This is a genomic window from Nocardia sp. NPDC050718 (genome assembly GCF_040654235.1).
GTDB lineage: Bacteria > Actinomycetota > Actinomycetes > Mycobacteriales > Mycobacteriaceae > Nocardia.
Window position 1 is genome coordinate 404,914 of the sequence record NZ_JBFAHQ010000005.1, and the last position, 14,527, is coordinate 419,440.

At 69.9% G+C, this 14,527-nt stretch carries 12 protein-coding genes; 4 read left to right on the forward strand and 8 right to left on the reverse strand.

Annotated features, from left to right (window positions below; all coding sequences use genetic code 11):
- Nucleotides 1–22 precede the first annotated feature (22 nt).
- Together AB0H54_RS24615 and AB0H54_RS24620 are read right to left on the reverse strand one after the other, a co-directional pair.
- Entirely contained in the window at nucleotides 23–1,624 is a 1,602-nt protein-coding gene (locus AB0H54_RS24615; protein ID WP_357348174.1) for a glycoside hydrolase family 13 protein, read from the reverse strand.
- Nucleotides 1,625–1,800: 176 nt separating this feature from the next.
- Entirely contained in the window at nucleotides 1,801–2,214 is a 414-nt protein-coding gene (locus AB0H54_RS24620; RefSeq protein ID WP_355276981.1) for a globin, read from the reverse strand.
- Nucleotides 2,215–2,399: 185 nt separating this feature from the next.
- On the opposite strand from AB0H54_RS24620, the gene AB0H54_RS24625 reads away from it, so the two are divergent.
- The gene (locus AB0H54_RS24625) at nucleotides 2,400–3,113 is read left to right on the forward strand and encodes an HNH endonuclease (RefSeq protein WP_255588610.1); all 714 of its coding nucleotides are present in this window, start codon (nucleotides 2,400–2,402) and stop codon (nucleotides 3,111–3,113) included.
- 1 nt (nucleotide 3,114) lies between these two features.
- On the opposite strand, the gene AB0H54_RS24630 is transcribed toward AB0H54_RS24625, so the two are convergent.
- On the reverse strand, nucleotides 3,115–3,684 hold the full coding sequence (locus tag AB0H54_RS24630; RefSeq protein ID WP_355276977.1) for an XRE family transcriptional regulator: 570 nt from the start codon (nucleotides 3,682–3,684) through the stop codon (nucleotides 3,115–3,117).
- 67 nt (nucleotides 3,685–3,751) lie between these two features.
- Between AB0H54_RS24630 and AB0H54_RS24635 the strand changes: the two genes are divergently transcribed.
- The 3 genes from AB0H54_RS24635 to AB0H54_RS24645 all read left to right on the forward strand — a co-directional run bounded on the left by AB0H54_RS24635 (nucleotide 3,752) and on the right by AB0H54_RS24645 (nucleotide 5,831).
- A complete protein-coding gene (locus AB0H54_RS24635) occupies nucleotides 3,752–4,450 on the forward strand; it encodes an AzlC family ABC transporter permease (protein ID WP_357348177.1) in 699 nt (232 codons plus the stop codon).
- A gap of 73 nt (nucleotides 4,451–4,523) precedes the next feature.
- Entirely contained in the window at nucleotides 4,524–4,844 is a 321-nt protein-coding gene (locus AB0H54_RS24640) for an AzlD domain-containing protein (protein ID WP_357348179.1), read from the forward strand.
- A 498-nt stretch (nucleotides 4,845–5,342) separates the two neighbouring features.
- The gene (locus AB0H54_RS24645) at nucleotides 5,343–5,831 is read left to right on the forward strand and encodes a DinB family protein (protein ID WP_357348484.1); all 489 of its coding nucleotides are present in this window, start codon (nucleotides 5,343–5,345) and stop codon (nucleotides 5,829–5,831) included.
- Nucleotides 5,832–5,879: 48 nt separating this feature from the next.
- On the opposite strand, the gene AB0H54_RS24650 is transcribed toward AB0H54_RS24645, so the two are convergent.
- The 5 genes from AB0H54_RS24650 to AB0H54_RS24670 form a co-directional block, all read right to left on the reverse strand.
- Entirely contained in the window at nucleotides 5,880–6,551 is a 672-nt protein-coding gene (locus AB0H54_RS24650; RefSeq protein ID WP_357348181.1) for a hypothetical protein, read from the reverse strand.
- Between the two features lie 5 nt (nucleotides 6,552–6,556).
- On the reverse strand, nucleotides 6,557–6,982 hold the full coding sequence (locus AB0H54_RS24655; RefSeq protein ID WP_357348486.1) for a thioesterase family protein: 426 nt from the start codon (nucleotides 6,980–6,982) through the stop codon (nucleotides 6,557–6,559).
- Nucleotides 6,983–7,023: 41 nt separating this feature from the next.
- Nucleotides 7,024–11,904, reverse strand: coding sequence for an NAD-glutamate dehydrogenase (locus tag AB0H54_RS24660; RefSeq protein WP_357348183.1), 4,881 nt, complete (start codon nucleotides 11,902–11,904; stop codon nucleotides 7,024–7,026).
- Between the two features lie 246 nt (nucleotides 11,905–12,150).
- Nucleotides 12,151–13,827 carry an energy-dependent translational throttle protein EttA gene (gene ettA / locus AB0H54_RS24665; protein WP_357348185.1) on the reverse strand — a complete coding sequence of 559 codons (1,677 nt, stop codon included), beginning with the start codon at nucleotides 13,825–13,827 and terminating at the stop codon, nucleotides 12,151–12,153.
- 69 nt (nucleotides 13,828–13,896) lie between these two features.
- On the reverse strand, nucleotides 13,897–14,460 hold the full coding sequence (locus AB0H54_RS24670; RefSeq protein WP_357348187.1) for a single-stranded DNA-binding protein: 564 nt from the start codon (nucleotides 14,458–14,460) through the stop codon (nucleotides 13,897–13,899).
- Nucleotides 14,461–14,527 lie beyond the last annotated feature (67 nt).

Below are 14,527 nucleotides of genomic sequence, written 5' to 3' on the forward strand. Positions count from 1 at the left end.
CGAAACCGCGTGTCCGCCCTCCTCAGACCAGCCAGGCCGCCGCGTTCGCGGGCAGCCGGTCGTCGGCGACCGGGGCGCTGGCCAGCAGTACCTCCCCCGGCGGCAGCTGGATCGGCCCGTCGGAGGCGTTGAGGACGCAGATCAGTCCCCCGGGCCTGCGGAAGGCCAGGCACCCGTCCGGGCTGCCGTACCACTCGATCCGGTCGCCCGCGAACTCCGGTCGCGTGCCGCGCACGTCGATCGCCAGCCGGTACAGCGACAGGGTCGAATGCAGGGTCTCCAGCTGGGCTTCCACCGTGCGGTCGGCCCAGTCGCCGGGGATCGGCAGCCACGGGGTGCCCGTGGTGAAGCCGAACGGGGTGGCCGCGCCCTCCCACGGGATCGGTACCCGGCAGCCGTCGCGCCCGCGTTCGGTGTGGCCGGAGCGCTCCCACACCGGGTCCCGCAGCGCGTCCTCGGGCAGGTCGTCGACATTGGGCAGGCCGAGTTCGGCGCCGTTGTAGACGAAGACCGCGCCGGGCAGGGCCAGCTCGACCATCATCATCGCCCGCGCCCGCGCCACCCCGGTCCGGCCGTCGCCGTAGCGGGTGACCTCGCGTTCGATGTCGTGGTTCGACAGCGTCCAGGTCGGCGGGGCGCCGACACCGCTCACCGCGTCGAGCGAGTGCGTGATGGCCGCGCGCACGCCCTCGGCGGTGAACGGGGTCTCGGCCAGCCGGAAGTTGAACGCCAGGTGCAGTTCGTCCGGGCGCACGTACTCGCCGAACCGGGTGTTGTCGTCGACCCACACCTCGCCGATCGACACCGCGTGCGGGTAGTCGTCGAGCACCGTGCGGATGCGGCGGTGGATGGCGTGCACGCCCGGATTGTTGAAGCGGGGATCGTCGTCGTCGTGGACCAGCATCTTGGTCTCGACCTTCGCCATGTCGGGCAGCCCGTCGGGCTTGGCCATCCCGTGCGCGACATCGATGCGGAAGCCGTCGACCCCGCGGTCGAGCCAGAACCGCAGCGTCTTCTCGAAATCGGCGGCGACCTCGGGATTCTCCCAGTTCAGGTCCGGTTGTTCGGGCGCGAAGATGTGCAGGTACCACTGACCCGGCGTGCCGTCCGGCTCGGTGACCCTGGTCCAGGCCGGGCCGCCGAAGATGCTCGGCCAGTTGTTGGGCGGCTCGGCGCCGTCGGGGCCGCGGCCGTCCCGGAACAGATAGCGGGCCCGCTCGGGGCTGCCCGGCGCCGCCTCCAGCGCCGCGGCGAACCACGGGTGCTCGACGCTGGTGTGGTTGGGCACCAGGTCCATCGTCACCTTGATCTCGCGGTCGTGCGCCTCGGCGATCAGCTCGTCGAAGGCGGCCAGCCCGCCGAACAGGGGGTCGATGTCGCGCGGGTCGGCCACGTCGTAGCCGCCGTCGGCCTGCGGCGAACGCATCACCGGACAGATCCACAGCGCGTCGACGCCCAGTAACTCCAGGTAGCCCAGCTTCTCGCGAACGCCGCCCAGGTCGCCGACGCCGTCACCGTCGGAGTCGGCGAACGAGCGTGGGTAGACCTGATAGAACACGGCGGTTGTCCACCACGGAGCGGTGCTGTTTTCCCCCGGCACCGGCGAGGCAGGTGTCTGTGTCACAACCGCAATATTGCCAAAGATTGCCCGGGATATTCCTACGGCGCGAGACTTTCTGCGAATCTGGCAAATCGCCAGCGTTCGCCACGCCGGGGTGAAACACCGGGGTAAACCTCGGCATCGAGCCGAAACCGCGGCGCCACCTGCCGGTCATCAGCGAACGCGGGGCACCCTCACCCTCAGCCGGGCGCGTTCTGCAGCGAGGCGGCCGCCATCTGGAAGTAGTCCATCAGCTGCTTGCGGTGCGCGTCGTCCAGGATCGACGGCTCGATCTCGCCGACCGCGATGGTCATGCACCGCATCCAGGCGTCGCGCTCGAGCGGGCCGACGACGAACGGGTGGTGCCGCATCCGCAGCCGCGGGTGCCCGCGCTCGTCGGAGTAGGTGCGCGGACCACCCCAGTACTGCTCGAGGAACATCCGCAGCCTGCGCTCGGCCGGGCCGAGGTCCTCCTCCGGGTACAGCGGGCGCAGGATCTCGTCGGCAGCGACCTCGCGATAGAACACGGACACGATGCGGCGGAACGTCTCGGCGCCACCCACCGCTTCGTAGAACGAGGTCGTTGTCTGCTCACCTGAAGTCACGGCCTCCATTGTGCCCCGATGGCCCGGCGGGCGGCCGGGCGGCAGCCGCGGTCACGAACGCGCGGCCCTTCAACCACAGTTCACCCGAAAGTTTGAAAAATAGCCGTGCAATACCGGCGGAACCATGGTCAACTGGGGGGCAGTATCGGCCCCAGATACCACATGATCCTGCCAATCATGAAATTGAGGTCAAGATGAAGCAGCGACCAGGCGCCCGGTCACACGAGGCGCGCGCGCACCGACAACTCCAGCCCGCCGACGTCCACAATCGTGGCTCGGGGGCCATTCCGCTGCACATCTTGTCCGATCACCATCCGGGCGCACACGGTCATCACGACCTGCCGCATCACCCCGCGCCATTGCACCTTGCCGGAGACCACGACGCCGCCGCATGGCGCAAACGCCGGGTCCTCCTCCTCAACGCCACCTACGAGCCGCTCACCGCGCTGTCCGCGCGCCGTGCTGTCGTCCTGCTGATCTGCGCCAAAGCCGACGCCGTTCACGACAACCCCGAAGCCCCGGTCCTGCATTCGGCGGGTGCCGAAGTGGCGATTCCCTCCGTCATCCGGCTGCGCACCTATGTGCGCGTGCCCTATCGCGCCCGGGTGCCGATGACCCGTGCCGCGCTCATGCACCGCGACCGCTATCGCTGCGGATACTGCGGCGGCAAGGCCGAGACCATCGACCACGTGATCCCGCGCAGCCGCGGCGGCGAGCACTCGTGGGAGAACTGCGTCGCCAGCTGCGCCCCCTGCAACCACCGCAAGGCCGACAAGATGCTCACCGAGCTCGGCTGGACGCTGCGCCATCCCCTGGTCTCCCCCAAGGGCCCGCACTGGCGGCTGCTGTCCACCACCGCCGACCTGGATCCGATCTGGTTGCAGTACCTCGGCGAAGGAGCCGCCTGACTCAGGGGCTCTCGATGACCATCGAGGCCCAGGTCCCCGGCTCGAGCGCCTCGAAGATGTGCGGAAGATCGCCCAGGTAGCGGACGTAGTCGCCGGGGCCGATCTCGATGGGCTCGTCCGCCGGGCCGACCAGCGCGCGCCCGGCGGCCAGCACCACGTGCTCGACCACGCCCGGGTTGTGCGGGTCGGAGCGGCGGGTGTGGCCGGGCTCGGCCGCGACCCGGTAGACGTCACAGCGGGTGTGTGACTGACCGGCTGCGAGCAACGTCACTCGGTAGTCCGCGTCGGCCGACGGTACCGGCGCGCCCTCGTCGGCGCGGATCACCTGGACGTTGGGCCGGGGCGGGTCCAGCAGCCGCGAGAACGGCATCTCCAGCGCGACGCACAGTGCCCACAGGGTTTCCAGGCTGGGATTGCCGGTGCCCGATTCCAGTTGGGACAGTGTCGATTTCGCGACGCCGGCCCGGCTCGCGACCTCGGTCAGCGACAAACCCGCGCGTGCGCGTTCGCGACGCAGCGACGCCGCGATCACCGCTTGGGGTGGTCCGGTCACCGGGTCCTGCCGGTCCATCTACGCCTCCTGGGAGCTGGCGATGTCGCGTTGACTTTACCCACCCGGCCCGTTCATTATGAGAAACATGCGTTCGATATGGCGAACACTCGATCGGCGAACCCTCACCGCCGTGGCCGCGGCCTGCCTGGCCGTCGGCCTCTTCGGCGTGTCCTATGGCGCGTCGACGATCGCGGCCGGATTCCCGGTCTGGATGCCGATCGTGATGGCGGTGACCGTGCTGGCCGGCGGGTCCGAGCTGCTGTTCTTCGGCATCGTCGCGGCGGGTGGCAGCCCGCTCGCCGCCGTGGTCGCCGGACTGCTGCTCAACGCCAGGCACCTGCCGTACGGCCTGTCCGCGCCGGAGGTGTTCGGCCGCGGCTGGCAGCGGGTGCTCGGCATCCACGTGCTCAACGACGAGTCGGTCGCGTTCGCGACCGCGCCCGGTGACCAGGAGCGCAAGCGCGCCGCCTACTGGGCCTGCGGCATCGGCGTCGCCCTGAGCTGGCCGCTCGGCGCGAGCATCGGCGCCGCCCTCGGTTCGCTCGTCCCCGACACCTCGGCCCTCGGCCTCGACGCGGTCTTCCCGGTCATCCTGCTCGCGCTCATCCTGCCCGCCCTGCGCGACCGCGCCACCCTGCGCCCGGTCCTGGTCGGCGCGGCTCTCGCCGTGGTCGCCGCCCCGTTCGTCCCCGCCGGTCTGCCGGTACTGATCGCCCTGCTCGGCCTGGTGTTCGCGCTACGTCCACCGGAGAACACCATCACCCCGACGGCACAACCATGCTGACCTCGCCCACTCCACCGGGCCCACCGCCAACCCCGGCCCGAGCGATGTCCACCTCCCCGCGGCGGTGTGCCGCGTGAACACCCCGTACCTGCTCCCCGCGATGCTCGCCCTCGCCGTCGGCACCTACGCGCTGCGCTGGACCGGCCCCGCCCTGCGGCATCGACTCCGCTTGTCGCCCAGGACGATCCACCTGCTCGACACCGGTGCCCTGATCCTGCTCGCGGCGCTGGTCGCAACCGCCACCCTCCCGACCGGCTCCGGTGACCTGGGCATCGCGCTGCCCGCAGGAGTCGGCGTCGGCGGCGTCCTCGCTTGGCGTCGCGCTCCCCTGCTGGTCACCGTGATCGCCGCCGCGGCGACCACAGCACTCCTGCGCCTGGCCGGCGTGCGCTGACCCGGCCCACCATCCGGTGCCACCGCTCACGACGCGTCGCCTCGCGGGCGTCCACCGACTGTGTCGTCGCACCGGGCAACACCGCCCGGGTGACCCCCACCGGGCGCCGCGATGGCGGGGTGCGCGCGGGTGCCCACCGACGTCCTCGTCGCACCGGGTCACGCCGTCCAGGCGAACACCCCACCGAGCGCCGCGACGGCGGGGTGCACTCAGGTGCCCACCGACGTTCTCGTCGCACCGGCCCACGCCGCCCGGGTGACCGCACCGGGCGCCGCGACGGCGAGGTGCGCGCGGGTGCCCACCGACGTCCTCGTCGCACCGGGCCACGCCGTCCAGGCGAACACCCCACCGGGCGCCGCGATGGAGGGGTGCTCGCGGATGCCGTGCGCCGGATCCGGCGGCGGCGACCGCCGCTTCACTCGGCGGCGCATTGTCGACACGGAAATGATGTCCGACCGGACTGGCACCATGTCGGCCGTGACCACCATCGAACGGCCGATGCCGCCCCTGGATGCCGATGAACGCGCGACTGCGGAGGCGTGGCTCGACTTCTATCGCGCGACGCTGGCGCTCAAATGTCAGGGACTCGACGATGCCCAGTTGCGGATCGCGGCCGAGCCGTCGACGCTGACGCTGCTCGGTCTGCTCCAGCACATGGCCGAGGTGGAACGGAACTGGTTCCGCCGGGTCCTCGCCGGGGAGCAAGCGCCGCCGATCTACGACCCGGCCGCCGACACCGCGGGACACGACGGCGGGTTCGACCTCACCGACGACTCGTCCTACGACAAGGCGGTCGCGATCTGGCACGACGAGATCGCCCAGGCCCGCCGCAACTGCGCCGCACGCGAGCTGGACGACACCAGTCCGTTCCTGGACGGCCGGGTCAGTCTGCGCTGGATCTACACGCACATGATCGCCGAGTACGCGCGCCACTGCGGCCACGCGGATCTCCTCCGCGAACGCATCGACGGCACCACCGGCGTCTGATCCGTCGCGGGCTCGCAATTCCCCCGACCGCGCCGGACAGCGCGGACGTCAGCTGGGCGACAACGGGATTCCGCCGCCGAGGCGACGCGCGACCGAACCGTAGCGGGCGTCGAGGCGCAGCCAGGTGCGGGTGGCGCGGACGCGGACCAGTTCCGTGGGCTGGATGCGGCGCGATTCGGCCTTCTCCCCCGCGTGCGGGATGAAATCCATGGCGGTGAGGGCGAAGACCACGCGCATCGGGACCTCGACGGCCAGATCGTCCGCGCCGGTGACGGTGAGCACCGACTGGTCGAGCAGCGAGGCGGGCGGGCCGTGGGCACCGCCGTGCTCGCGGGCCAGATCGGCACCGCGCTCGGCCAGCTCGACGAGGGCCCGGGCCGGGACATCGTCGACGTGGGTGAAGCCTTCGGCGGGTGGCAGCGCGCCCCGCCAGGCCGAGTCCATCGAGTAGCCGAGGTCGATCGGATGACCGGTGCGCAGCCCCGCCAGCACCGTGTCGGCGCCGACGGTGACATCGTCGACGCCGAGCTCGGCAGTCACGGTGCGCACCGCGAGCGTCTCGAAACCCGTTGCGACCCAAGCGGAGACGAGACTGGAACCACGCCGCCGCAACCGGACCACGGCGGCCGCGTCGAGCCGGGTCGCCCGGGTGAGGAAGGTGGCCAGGTTCTCGCGTTCGGCCGGATCGGGCGCGTGCAGCACCCGCTGTTCGGAGCTCACGGACGTCAGGCCCGCCACAGGGCCAGGTAGTCGCGTTCGGTGTCGCTGAGCCTGCGCAACCGCTGGGTCTCGATGTCGAACGCGGCGAGCTGGGTGGTGGCGGTGACGGCGGGTGTCGAATCCGGGGCGGCGCCGCTGGCGCGCACCTCGTAGCCGATCGTGAAATCGACCGCCCGCAACTGCTTGACCCACATGGCAATGTCGAGCGGGGTGTCCTCGTGCCGCAACTGGCCCCGGTACTTCACATGCAGGTCGACCAGCACACAGCCCTGCCGCCCCATCGACGCCGTCGGCTTGTCCTCGTCGAACAGCCACGGAATCCTGGCCTCTTCCAGCAGGGTCACCATCCGCGCGTGGTTGACGTGCTGGAACACGTCCATGTCCGACCAGCGGATCTCGACATTGGCGTGAAAGCGCTGGGGCAACACCAGGTTCGCCCCCGGCGCGGCCGTGGCTGTGTTCGGCGAGCTCGTCACCGTGGTACCTCCGATTGGGCGCCCACCCCGCTCACCATGCTCCGCACCTGTCGCGCGGCGACCGACAGTGTGGCGAGGTCGTGGGTCCCGGACTCGAACAATTCCGACAGGGCCGCGCGCGCACGACCCAGCCGGGACTGGTTCTTCGACTCCCAGTATGCAATTTTCTCGTCGGCCGTCTCCTCCGGGTCACCCGCGGACAGCACATCGAGGGTGAGCGAGCGCAGCGAACCGTACATGTCGTCGCGCAGCGCGAGCCGGGCCAGCGCGTGCCAGCGGTCGCCGCGTTCGAGGTGGCTGACCGCCTCGAGCAGCCAGTCGATCTTGAGGTGCTCGTTGAGCGCGTAGTACAGCGCGCCCACCTCGGTGCCGTCCCGGTCGGCGATATCGGCGATGTCGACGATGTCGAGCAGCGGGTACAGGCTCAGCAGCCCGAACACCTCGGTCGCCAGCTCGGTCGGCGCGCCACGGGCGATCAGCTCGGCCGCGCCCTGGGTGAGCGAGGTGACGTGGTGCCCGCGCAGCCAGCCCGGCACCTGCGGCGCCAGCTCCTGCACCCGGCGGTGGTAGCGGTTGATCTCCGCGCCGACCGCGATCGGCTGCGGCCGGTTGCTGAGCAGCCAGCGCGAGGCCCGGTCCAGCGTCCGCTTGGACTCCAGCTCCAGCAGATCACACACCCCGGCGGGCGCGTCGGCGCTGCGGATGCGCGCCCACACGTCGTGCAGTTCGAAGATCTCGGCGGCCGCCGCGAACGCGCGCACGGTGTCGGAGGTGCTGGCGCCGACCTCCTCGTTGAGCCGGTGCGCGTAGGTGATGCCTGCGTAGTCGACGACCTCGTTGACGATCATCGTGGTGACGATCTCGCGGCGCAGCCGGTGCTTCTTGATCGCGGCGCCGAAGCGCTCGCGCAGCGGCGTCGGGAAGTACAGCGGCAGCCTGCGCGCGAAGTAGACGCTGTCGGGCAGATCGGTGTCGAGCAGATCGGCCTTGAGCCCCAGCTTGACGTGCGCGAGCAGGTTGGCCAGCTCCGGCGAGGTGAGCCCGCGGCCCTCCTCGTCGCGCCGCTTCAGCTCGACGTCGGTCGGCAGCGCCTCCAGCTCACGGTCCAGGCCGCGCCGCTGCTCGAGATCGTCGATGACACGGGCGTGCACGCTGACCATCTGCGGCGCGTCGGTGCGCGCGATACCGATCAGCACGTTCTGATCGACGTTGTCCTGCAACACCATCCGCGCGACCTCGTCGGTCATCGAGGCCAGCAGCGGATTGCGGTCGGCGGGCACCAGCGCGCCCGCGCTCACCACGCCGTCGAGCAGCACCTTGATGTTGACCTCGTGGTCGGAGCAGTCCACGCCCGCGGAGTTGTCCAGCGCGTCGGTGTTCATCTTGCCGCCGCCCCGGCAGAACTCGATCCGGCCGAGCGCGGTGGCACCCAGGTTGCCGCCCTCGCCGATCACCTTGACCCGCAACTGATTACCGTCGACCCGGACCGCGTCGTTGGACTTGTCGCCCACCTCGGCATTGGATTCGCTCGCGGCCTTGACGTAGGTGCCGATGCCACCGTTCCACAGCAGCTGGACGGGGGCGAGCAGGATGGCCCGCACCAGTTCCGGCGGCGTGAGCGCCTGCACCGAGTCGGGCAGACCAAGGGCGAGCCGGGCCTGCGGCGAGATCGGCACCGACTTCACGGTCCGCTCGAACACACCGCCGCCCGCGCTGATCAGCGACCGGTCGTAGTCGGCCCAGGAGGACCGCGGCAGCGCGAACAGCCGCTCGCGTTCGGCGTAGGAGGTGGCGGCGTCGGGGTTCGGGTCGAGGAAGATGTGCCGGTGGTCGAACGCGGCGACCAGGCGGATGTGGCGCGAGAGCAGCATGCCGTTGCCGAACACGTCACCGCTCATGTCGCCGACGCCGACGACGGTGAAGTCCTGGCTCTGGGTGTCGATGCCCATCTCGCGGAAGTGCCGCTTGACCGCTTCCCACGCGCCCCTGGCGGTGATGCCCATGGCCTTGTGGTCGTAGCCGGCCGAGCCGCCGGAGGCGAACGCGTCACCGAGCCAGAAGCCGTAGCGGGTGGCCACGTCGTTGGCGATGTCGGAGAAGCTCGCGGTGCCCTTGTCGGCGGCGACGACCAGGTAGGTGTCGTCGCCGTCGCGGCGGACCACGCGGGCGGGCGGCAATACGGCGCCGGTGGCCAGGTCGACATTGTCGGTCACATCGAGCAGGCCGGAGATGAAGGTGCGGTAGCAGGCGACGCCCTCGGCGATGCTCGCCTGCCGGTCGACGGCGGGATCACCGGTGGCGGCGGGCGGGTTCTTCACCACGAAGCCGCCCTTCGCGCCGACCGGCACGATCACCGCGTTCTTCACCGCCTGTGCCTTCACCAGACCCAGGATCTCGGTGCGGAAGTCCTCGAGCCGGTCCGACCAGCGCAGCCCACCACGCGCCACCGACCCGAACCGCAGGTGCACGCCCTCGACCCGGGGCGAGTAGACGAAAATCTCGAATTGCGGTCGCGGCTTGGGCAATTCGGCGATCTCGCGCGGCTCCACCTTGAACGACAGGTACTCGCGCGGGCGGTCCTCGGCGTCGACGACGTAGTAGTTGGTGCGCAGCGTCGCCTTGATCAGGCCGAGGATGGCGCGCAGGATGCGGTCGGCATCCATGCTGACCACCTGGTCGATACCGGCGCGGACCTTCGTCTCGAGCTCCATCGCGACCTCGGCCGAGACGGTGTCCGGATCGAACCGCGCGGCGAACAGGTCGACGAACGCGCGCGCGACCTCCGGATGCGCCAGCAGCACCCGGGCGATGTTCACCTGGCTGTACGGGAAACCGGCCTGCTGCAGGTACTTCGCGTACGCGCGCAGGATCGCCACCGACCGCCACGGGAGTCCGGCGCGCAGCACCAGCTCGTTGAGGCCGTCGGCCTCGGCCCGGCCGTACCAGACCGCCTCGAAGGCATCGGTGAACCGGGAGTGCAGCTCGTCCTCGTGGGTGGCCTGCTCGAGCAGTTCGGCGTCGAGATCGCCGCCGAGCGCGTTACGCAGCAGTTCGGGGCGGGCCTGCAGGCCGAAGTCGTAGATCCAGCGCTCGGCGCCGGTCTCCAATTCCAGCTGGTAGGGCCGCTCGTCGACCACCTCGACGCCGAGACTCTGCAGCACCGGCAGCACCTGGCTCAGCGAGACACCCGACCCGGCGATGTAGAGGCTGAAGCGCCACGATCCGGGCGCGGCTTCCGGCTTGCGGTACAGGTGCTGACCGATGCCGCCCTCGGTGAGCCGCTCCAGCCTGCCGATATCGGCCAGCGCCCTGGCCGGACCGAAGTCCTCCTTGTAGCTTTCCGGGAACGCCTCCGAATACCGTTTCACCACAGCGGGATCCAGCACCGTGGAGGTGGAGACCGCGTCGTCGATCCGGTCGTCCCAGGTGTGGCTGGCGGCGTTCAGCAGGGCCTGCAGGCGCAGCCGGTTGTCCTCGGAGGTGTCGGGCGCGGCGGTGGCGTCGGCGGGCAGCGTGACCGTGAAATACACACTGGCGAGCTCGCTTTCGCTCACCCGCGCCGAGTAGTCGATGTCGGCGCCACCGAGCTCGCGGACCAGGATCTCCTGCATCTGCAGCCGCACGGCCGTGGTGTAGCGATCCCGCGGCAGGTACACCATGCAGGCCACGAAACGGCCGTAGCTGTCACTGCGCAGGAACAGCCGCACCTGCCTGCGCAGGGCGACGCCGAGCACAGCCACCGCGGTGCGGCGCATCGCCTCGGTGTCGGCGGAGAAGAGTTCGGTCCGTGGGAAGGACTCGATCACCTCGAGCATGGCCTGGCCGGAGAACGAGTCCTTGTCGAACCCGGCGGCCTCGATCGCGGTCCGCACCCTGGTGTTGATGACCGGGATGTCGAGCACGTTCTCGTGCACCGCGCTGACGGTGAACACGCCGATGAACAGGTGCACGCCGACCACGGCACCCGCGTCGTCGACATCGGCGACACCGACGAAGTAGGGGTACACCGAGCGGTGCACGGTCGCGCGGACCAGGCCCTGGGTGAGCATCAGCAGCGGACGGTCGCCGCCGTTGATCGGGACCTGGAAGTCGGTGCCGATGTCGGCGCGCAGCACGCCGAGGCTCGCGCCGGCCACCTGTGTGGACACGGTGTGGCCGTGCTCGGTGTCGCGCCGGTAGCGCGCGTAGCCGAGCAGCGTGAAATTGCCGCGGGACAGCCAGCGCAGCAGCTCCGCGCATTCGGCCAGATCGGTGGCGGGGAACGGGGCCGAACCCGAGCCCGCGGTGCGGTCGAGCTGGTCGGCCAGCGAGCTCTGCACCCTGGTCATCGCCTCGGTGTCGTCGATGACCTGGCGGACGTCGGCGACCACCTCGGGCAGCGTGCGTTCGATGTGGTCGAGCTGGGCCCGGCTGGTCGACGGGTGCAGCTGCAGGTGCATCCACGACTCCGGCTTGCCGGTCGCGCCGTTGCCGTCCACCTCGTGCGGCGCGGCGGTGACCAGCGCGCCGTGCTCGTCGCGGGTGACCTCGAAGATCGGGTGGATGACCTCGGTGACACTCACCTGCATCCGGCCCAGCGCCGCGGTGATCGACTCGACCAGCAGCGGCATGTCGTCGGTGACCAGCTGCACCGCCGCGCCCATGCCCGACCCGTCGTCGGGATGGTAGACCCGCACCAGCGCCGTGCCGGCGGGGCGCTCGGCGGCCAATTCCATGTGCCGCCGGAAGATCTGGTTGATGCCGGTGACCGGGAAGTCCGCGTCACCGGCGTCGACGTGTCGGAAATACGCCCCCTCGAGTGTCGCGAGATCACCGCGCAGACTCTGCGGGATTCCCGCGGCCCACGCCGCGCTCGACATTTCCGACGAGACCGTCATCGTTTCGCCCACTCCCATGGATTCGGTTCGCTTCGATTCCGCAACTCAGGTGACGCAAATTCGAGACTAGCCGGGGCTCCACGGACACGCGGAGGGAATTTCAGCTTGCCGCGCCGGTAACTTGGCCAACGTTCGGTGAACGCCGGGGAAGGCGTCGCTACCAGTCGTTTTCACGCGCTGACGCCGACGGCCCGGCGGAAGGATCATCGAGGATCGTTCCGCCGGGCCGCCACAGCAAACTCTGGATCAGTCGCGGGTCAGCTTGCGGTGGGTCACGCGGTGCGGGCGCGCCGCTTCGGCACCGAGGCGGTCGATCTTGTTCGCCTCGTAGGCCTCGAAGTTGCCCTCGAACCAGAACCACTTGGCTTCGTTGTCGCTGTCGCCCTCCCACGCCAGGATGTGGGTGCAGGTGCGGTCCAGGAACCAGCGGTCGTGGGAGATCACGACGGCGCAGCCGGGGAACTGCTCGAGCGCGTTCTCCAGCGAGCTGAGGGTTTCGACGTCGAGGTCGTTGGTCGGCTCGTCGAGCAGGATCAGGTTGCCGCCCTGCTTCAGGGTCAGCGCCAGGTTCAGGCGGTTGCGCTCACCACCGGAGAGCACGCCGGCCGGCTTCTGCTGGTCCGGGCCCTTGAAGCCGAACGCGCTGACGTAGGCGCGCGAGGGCATCTCCTGGTTGCCGACCTCGATGAAGTCGAGCCCGTCGGAGACGACCTGCCAGACGTTCTTGTTCGGGTCGATGCCCGCGCGGTTCTGGTCGACGTAGCTGAGCTTGACCGTCTCGCCGACCTTGACATCGCCGCTGTCCGGCGCCTCCAGCCCGACGATGGTCTTGAACAGCGTGGTCTTACCGACACCGTTGGGGCCGATCACGCCGACGATGCCGTTGCGCGGCAGCGTGAAGGACAGATCCTTGATCAGCTGACGATCGCCGAAGCCCTTGTCGAGGTTCGACACGTTGACCACGATGTCGCCCAGGCGCGGACCCGCGGGGATCTGGATCTCCTCGAAGTCCAACTTGCGGTGCTTCTCGGCCTCCGCGGCCATCTCCTCGTAGCGACCGAGGCGGGCCTTGTTCTTGGCCTGCCGGGCCTTGGCGCCGGAGCGCACCCAGGCCAGCTCCTCCTTGAGGCGCTTCTGCAGCTTCTGGTCCTTCTTGCCCTGGACCTCGAGGCGCTGGGCCTTCTTCTCCAGGTAGGTGGAGTAGTTGCCCTCGTACGGGTACGCGCGGCCGCGGTCGAGTTCGAGGATCCACTGGGCGACGTTGTCGAGGAAGTACCGGTCGTGGGTGACGGCCAGCACGGCGCCCGGGTAGGCGGCCAGGTGCTGCTCGAGCCACAGCACGCTCTCGGCGTCGAGGTGGTTGGTCGGCTCGTCGAGCAGCAGCAGGTCGGGCTTGCTCAGCAGCAGCTTGCACAGCGCGACGCGACGGCGCTCACCACCGGAGAGGTTGGTGACCGGCTCGTCCGGCGGCGGGCAGCGCAGCGCGTCCATGGCCTGCTCGAGCTGGGAGTCGACATCCCACGCGTCGGCGTGGTCGAGGAACTCCTGCAGCTTGCCCATCTCGTCCATGAGCTCGTCGGAGTAGTCGGTGGCCATCTGTTCGGCGATCTCGTTGAAGCGATCCAGCTTCACCTTGACCTCGCCGAGGCCCTCCTCCACGTTGCCGCGGACGGTCTTCTCCTCGTTGAGGTGCGGCTCCTGCATGAGGATGCCCACCGTGGCGCCGGGCGCGAGGAACGCCTCGCCGTTGTTCGGCCGGTCCAGCCCCGCCATGATCTTCAGCACCGACGACTTACCCGCGCCGTTCGGGCCGACCACACCGATCTTGGCGCCGGGCAGGAAGTTCAGCGTCACGTCGTCGAGGATGACCTTGTCGCCGTGCGCCTTGCGAACCTTGATCATCTGATAAATGAACTCAGCCATATACGGAAGCCTATCGGTGCGGGTAACGGGGGTGAGATGCGGAGCGGGCCGGTGCCGCGGATGCGACCCTCAGGCGTCGACCTGCGCGGGCGTACCGGAGATCGGCACCGCAACCGGCGATCGCGCCGGGAGGGAATCCGCCGCGGTCGTAGAGGCTACGGCAGTGGGTACCGTCGGCGCATACTCGGTCGCGTCCGCCACGGGGACCGGGGGTACAGCGCCCCGGCGGTCCGAAATATTCCGCACGGCGTGCGGAACGGAGCGGGCCGCGTCGGATCGCCGGACGACCGACGCGCTGCACCGCCCCAGATCAGGGCCGACGGCGACCGCGCGCATCTCCAGATCCCGGCGCTCGGTGCCGTCCTTGCCGCGATACTCGTGCGAGCGCAGCTGGCCGTAGGCGATCACCGGATCGCCCCGATGCAGCGACCGGTCCACCCCGGCCACCAGCCTGCGCCAGCAGCTCACCGTGAGATACAACGTGCCGTTGTCCACCCATTCCCCGGCCGCGGCGTCGAACCGGCGCGAATTGCTCGCCATCCGGAAGGTCACCACCTGCTCACCGTTGGCCAGATCACGCCGGGCCGGATGGGTCACCACCGTGCCGATCACCGTCGCGTGTGCCTCGTACATCGAATCCGCCCCCACTCGGTCGCTGTTGCGCTGACCATCCAAGGATGGACTCGCGAACAGCCGAACG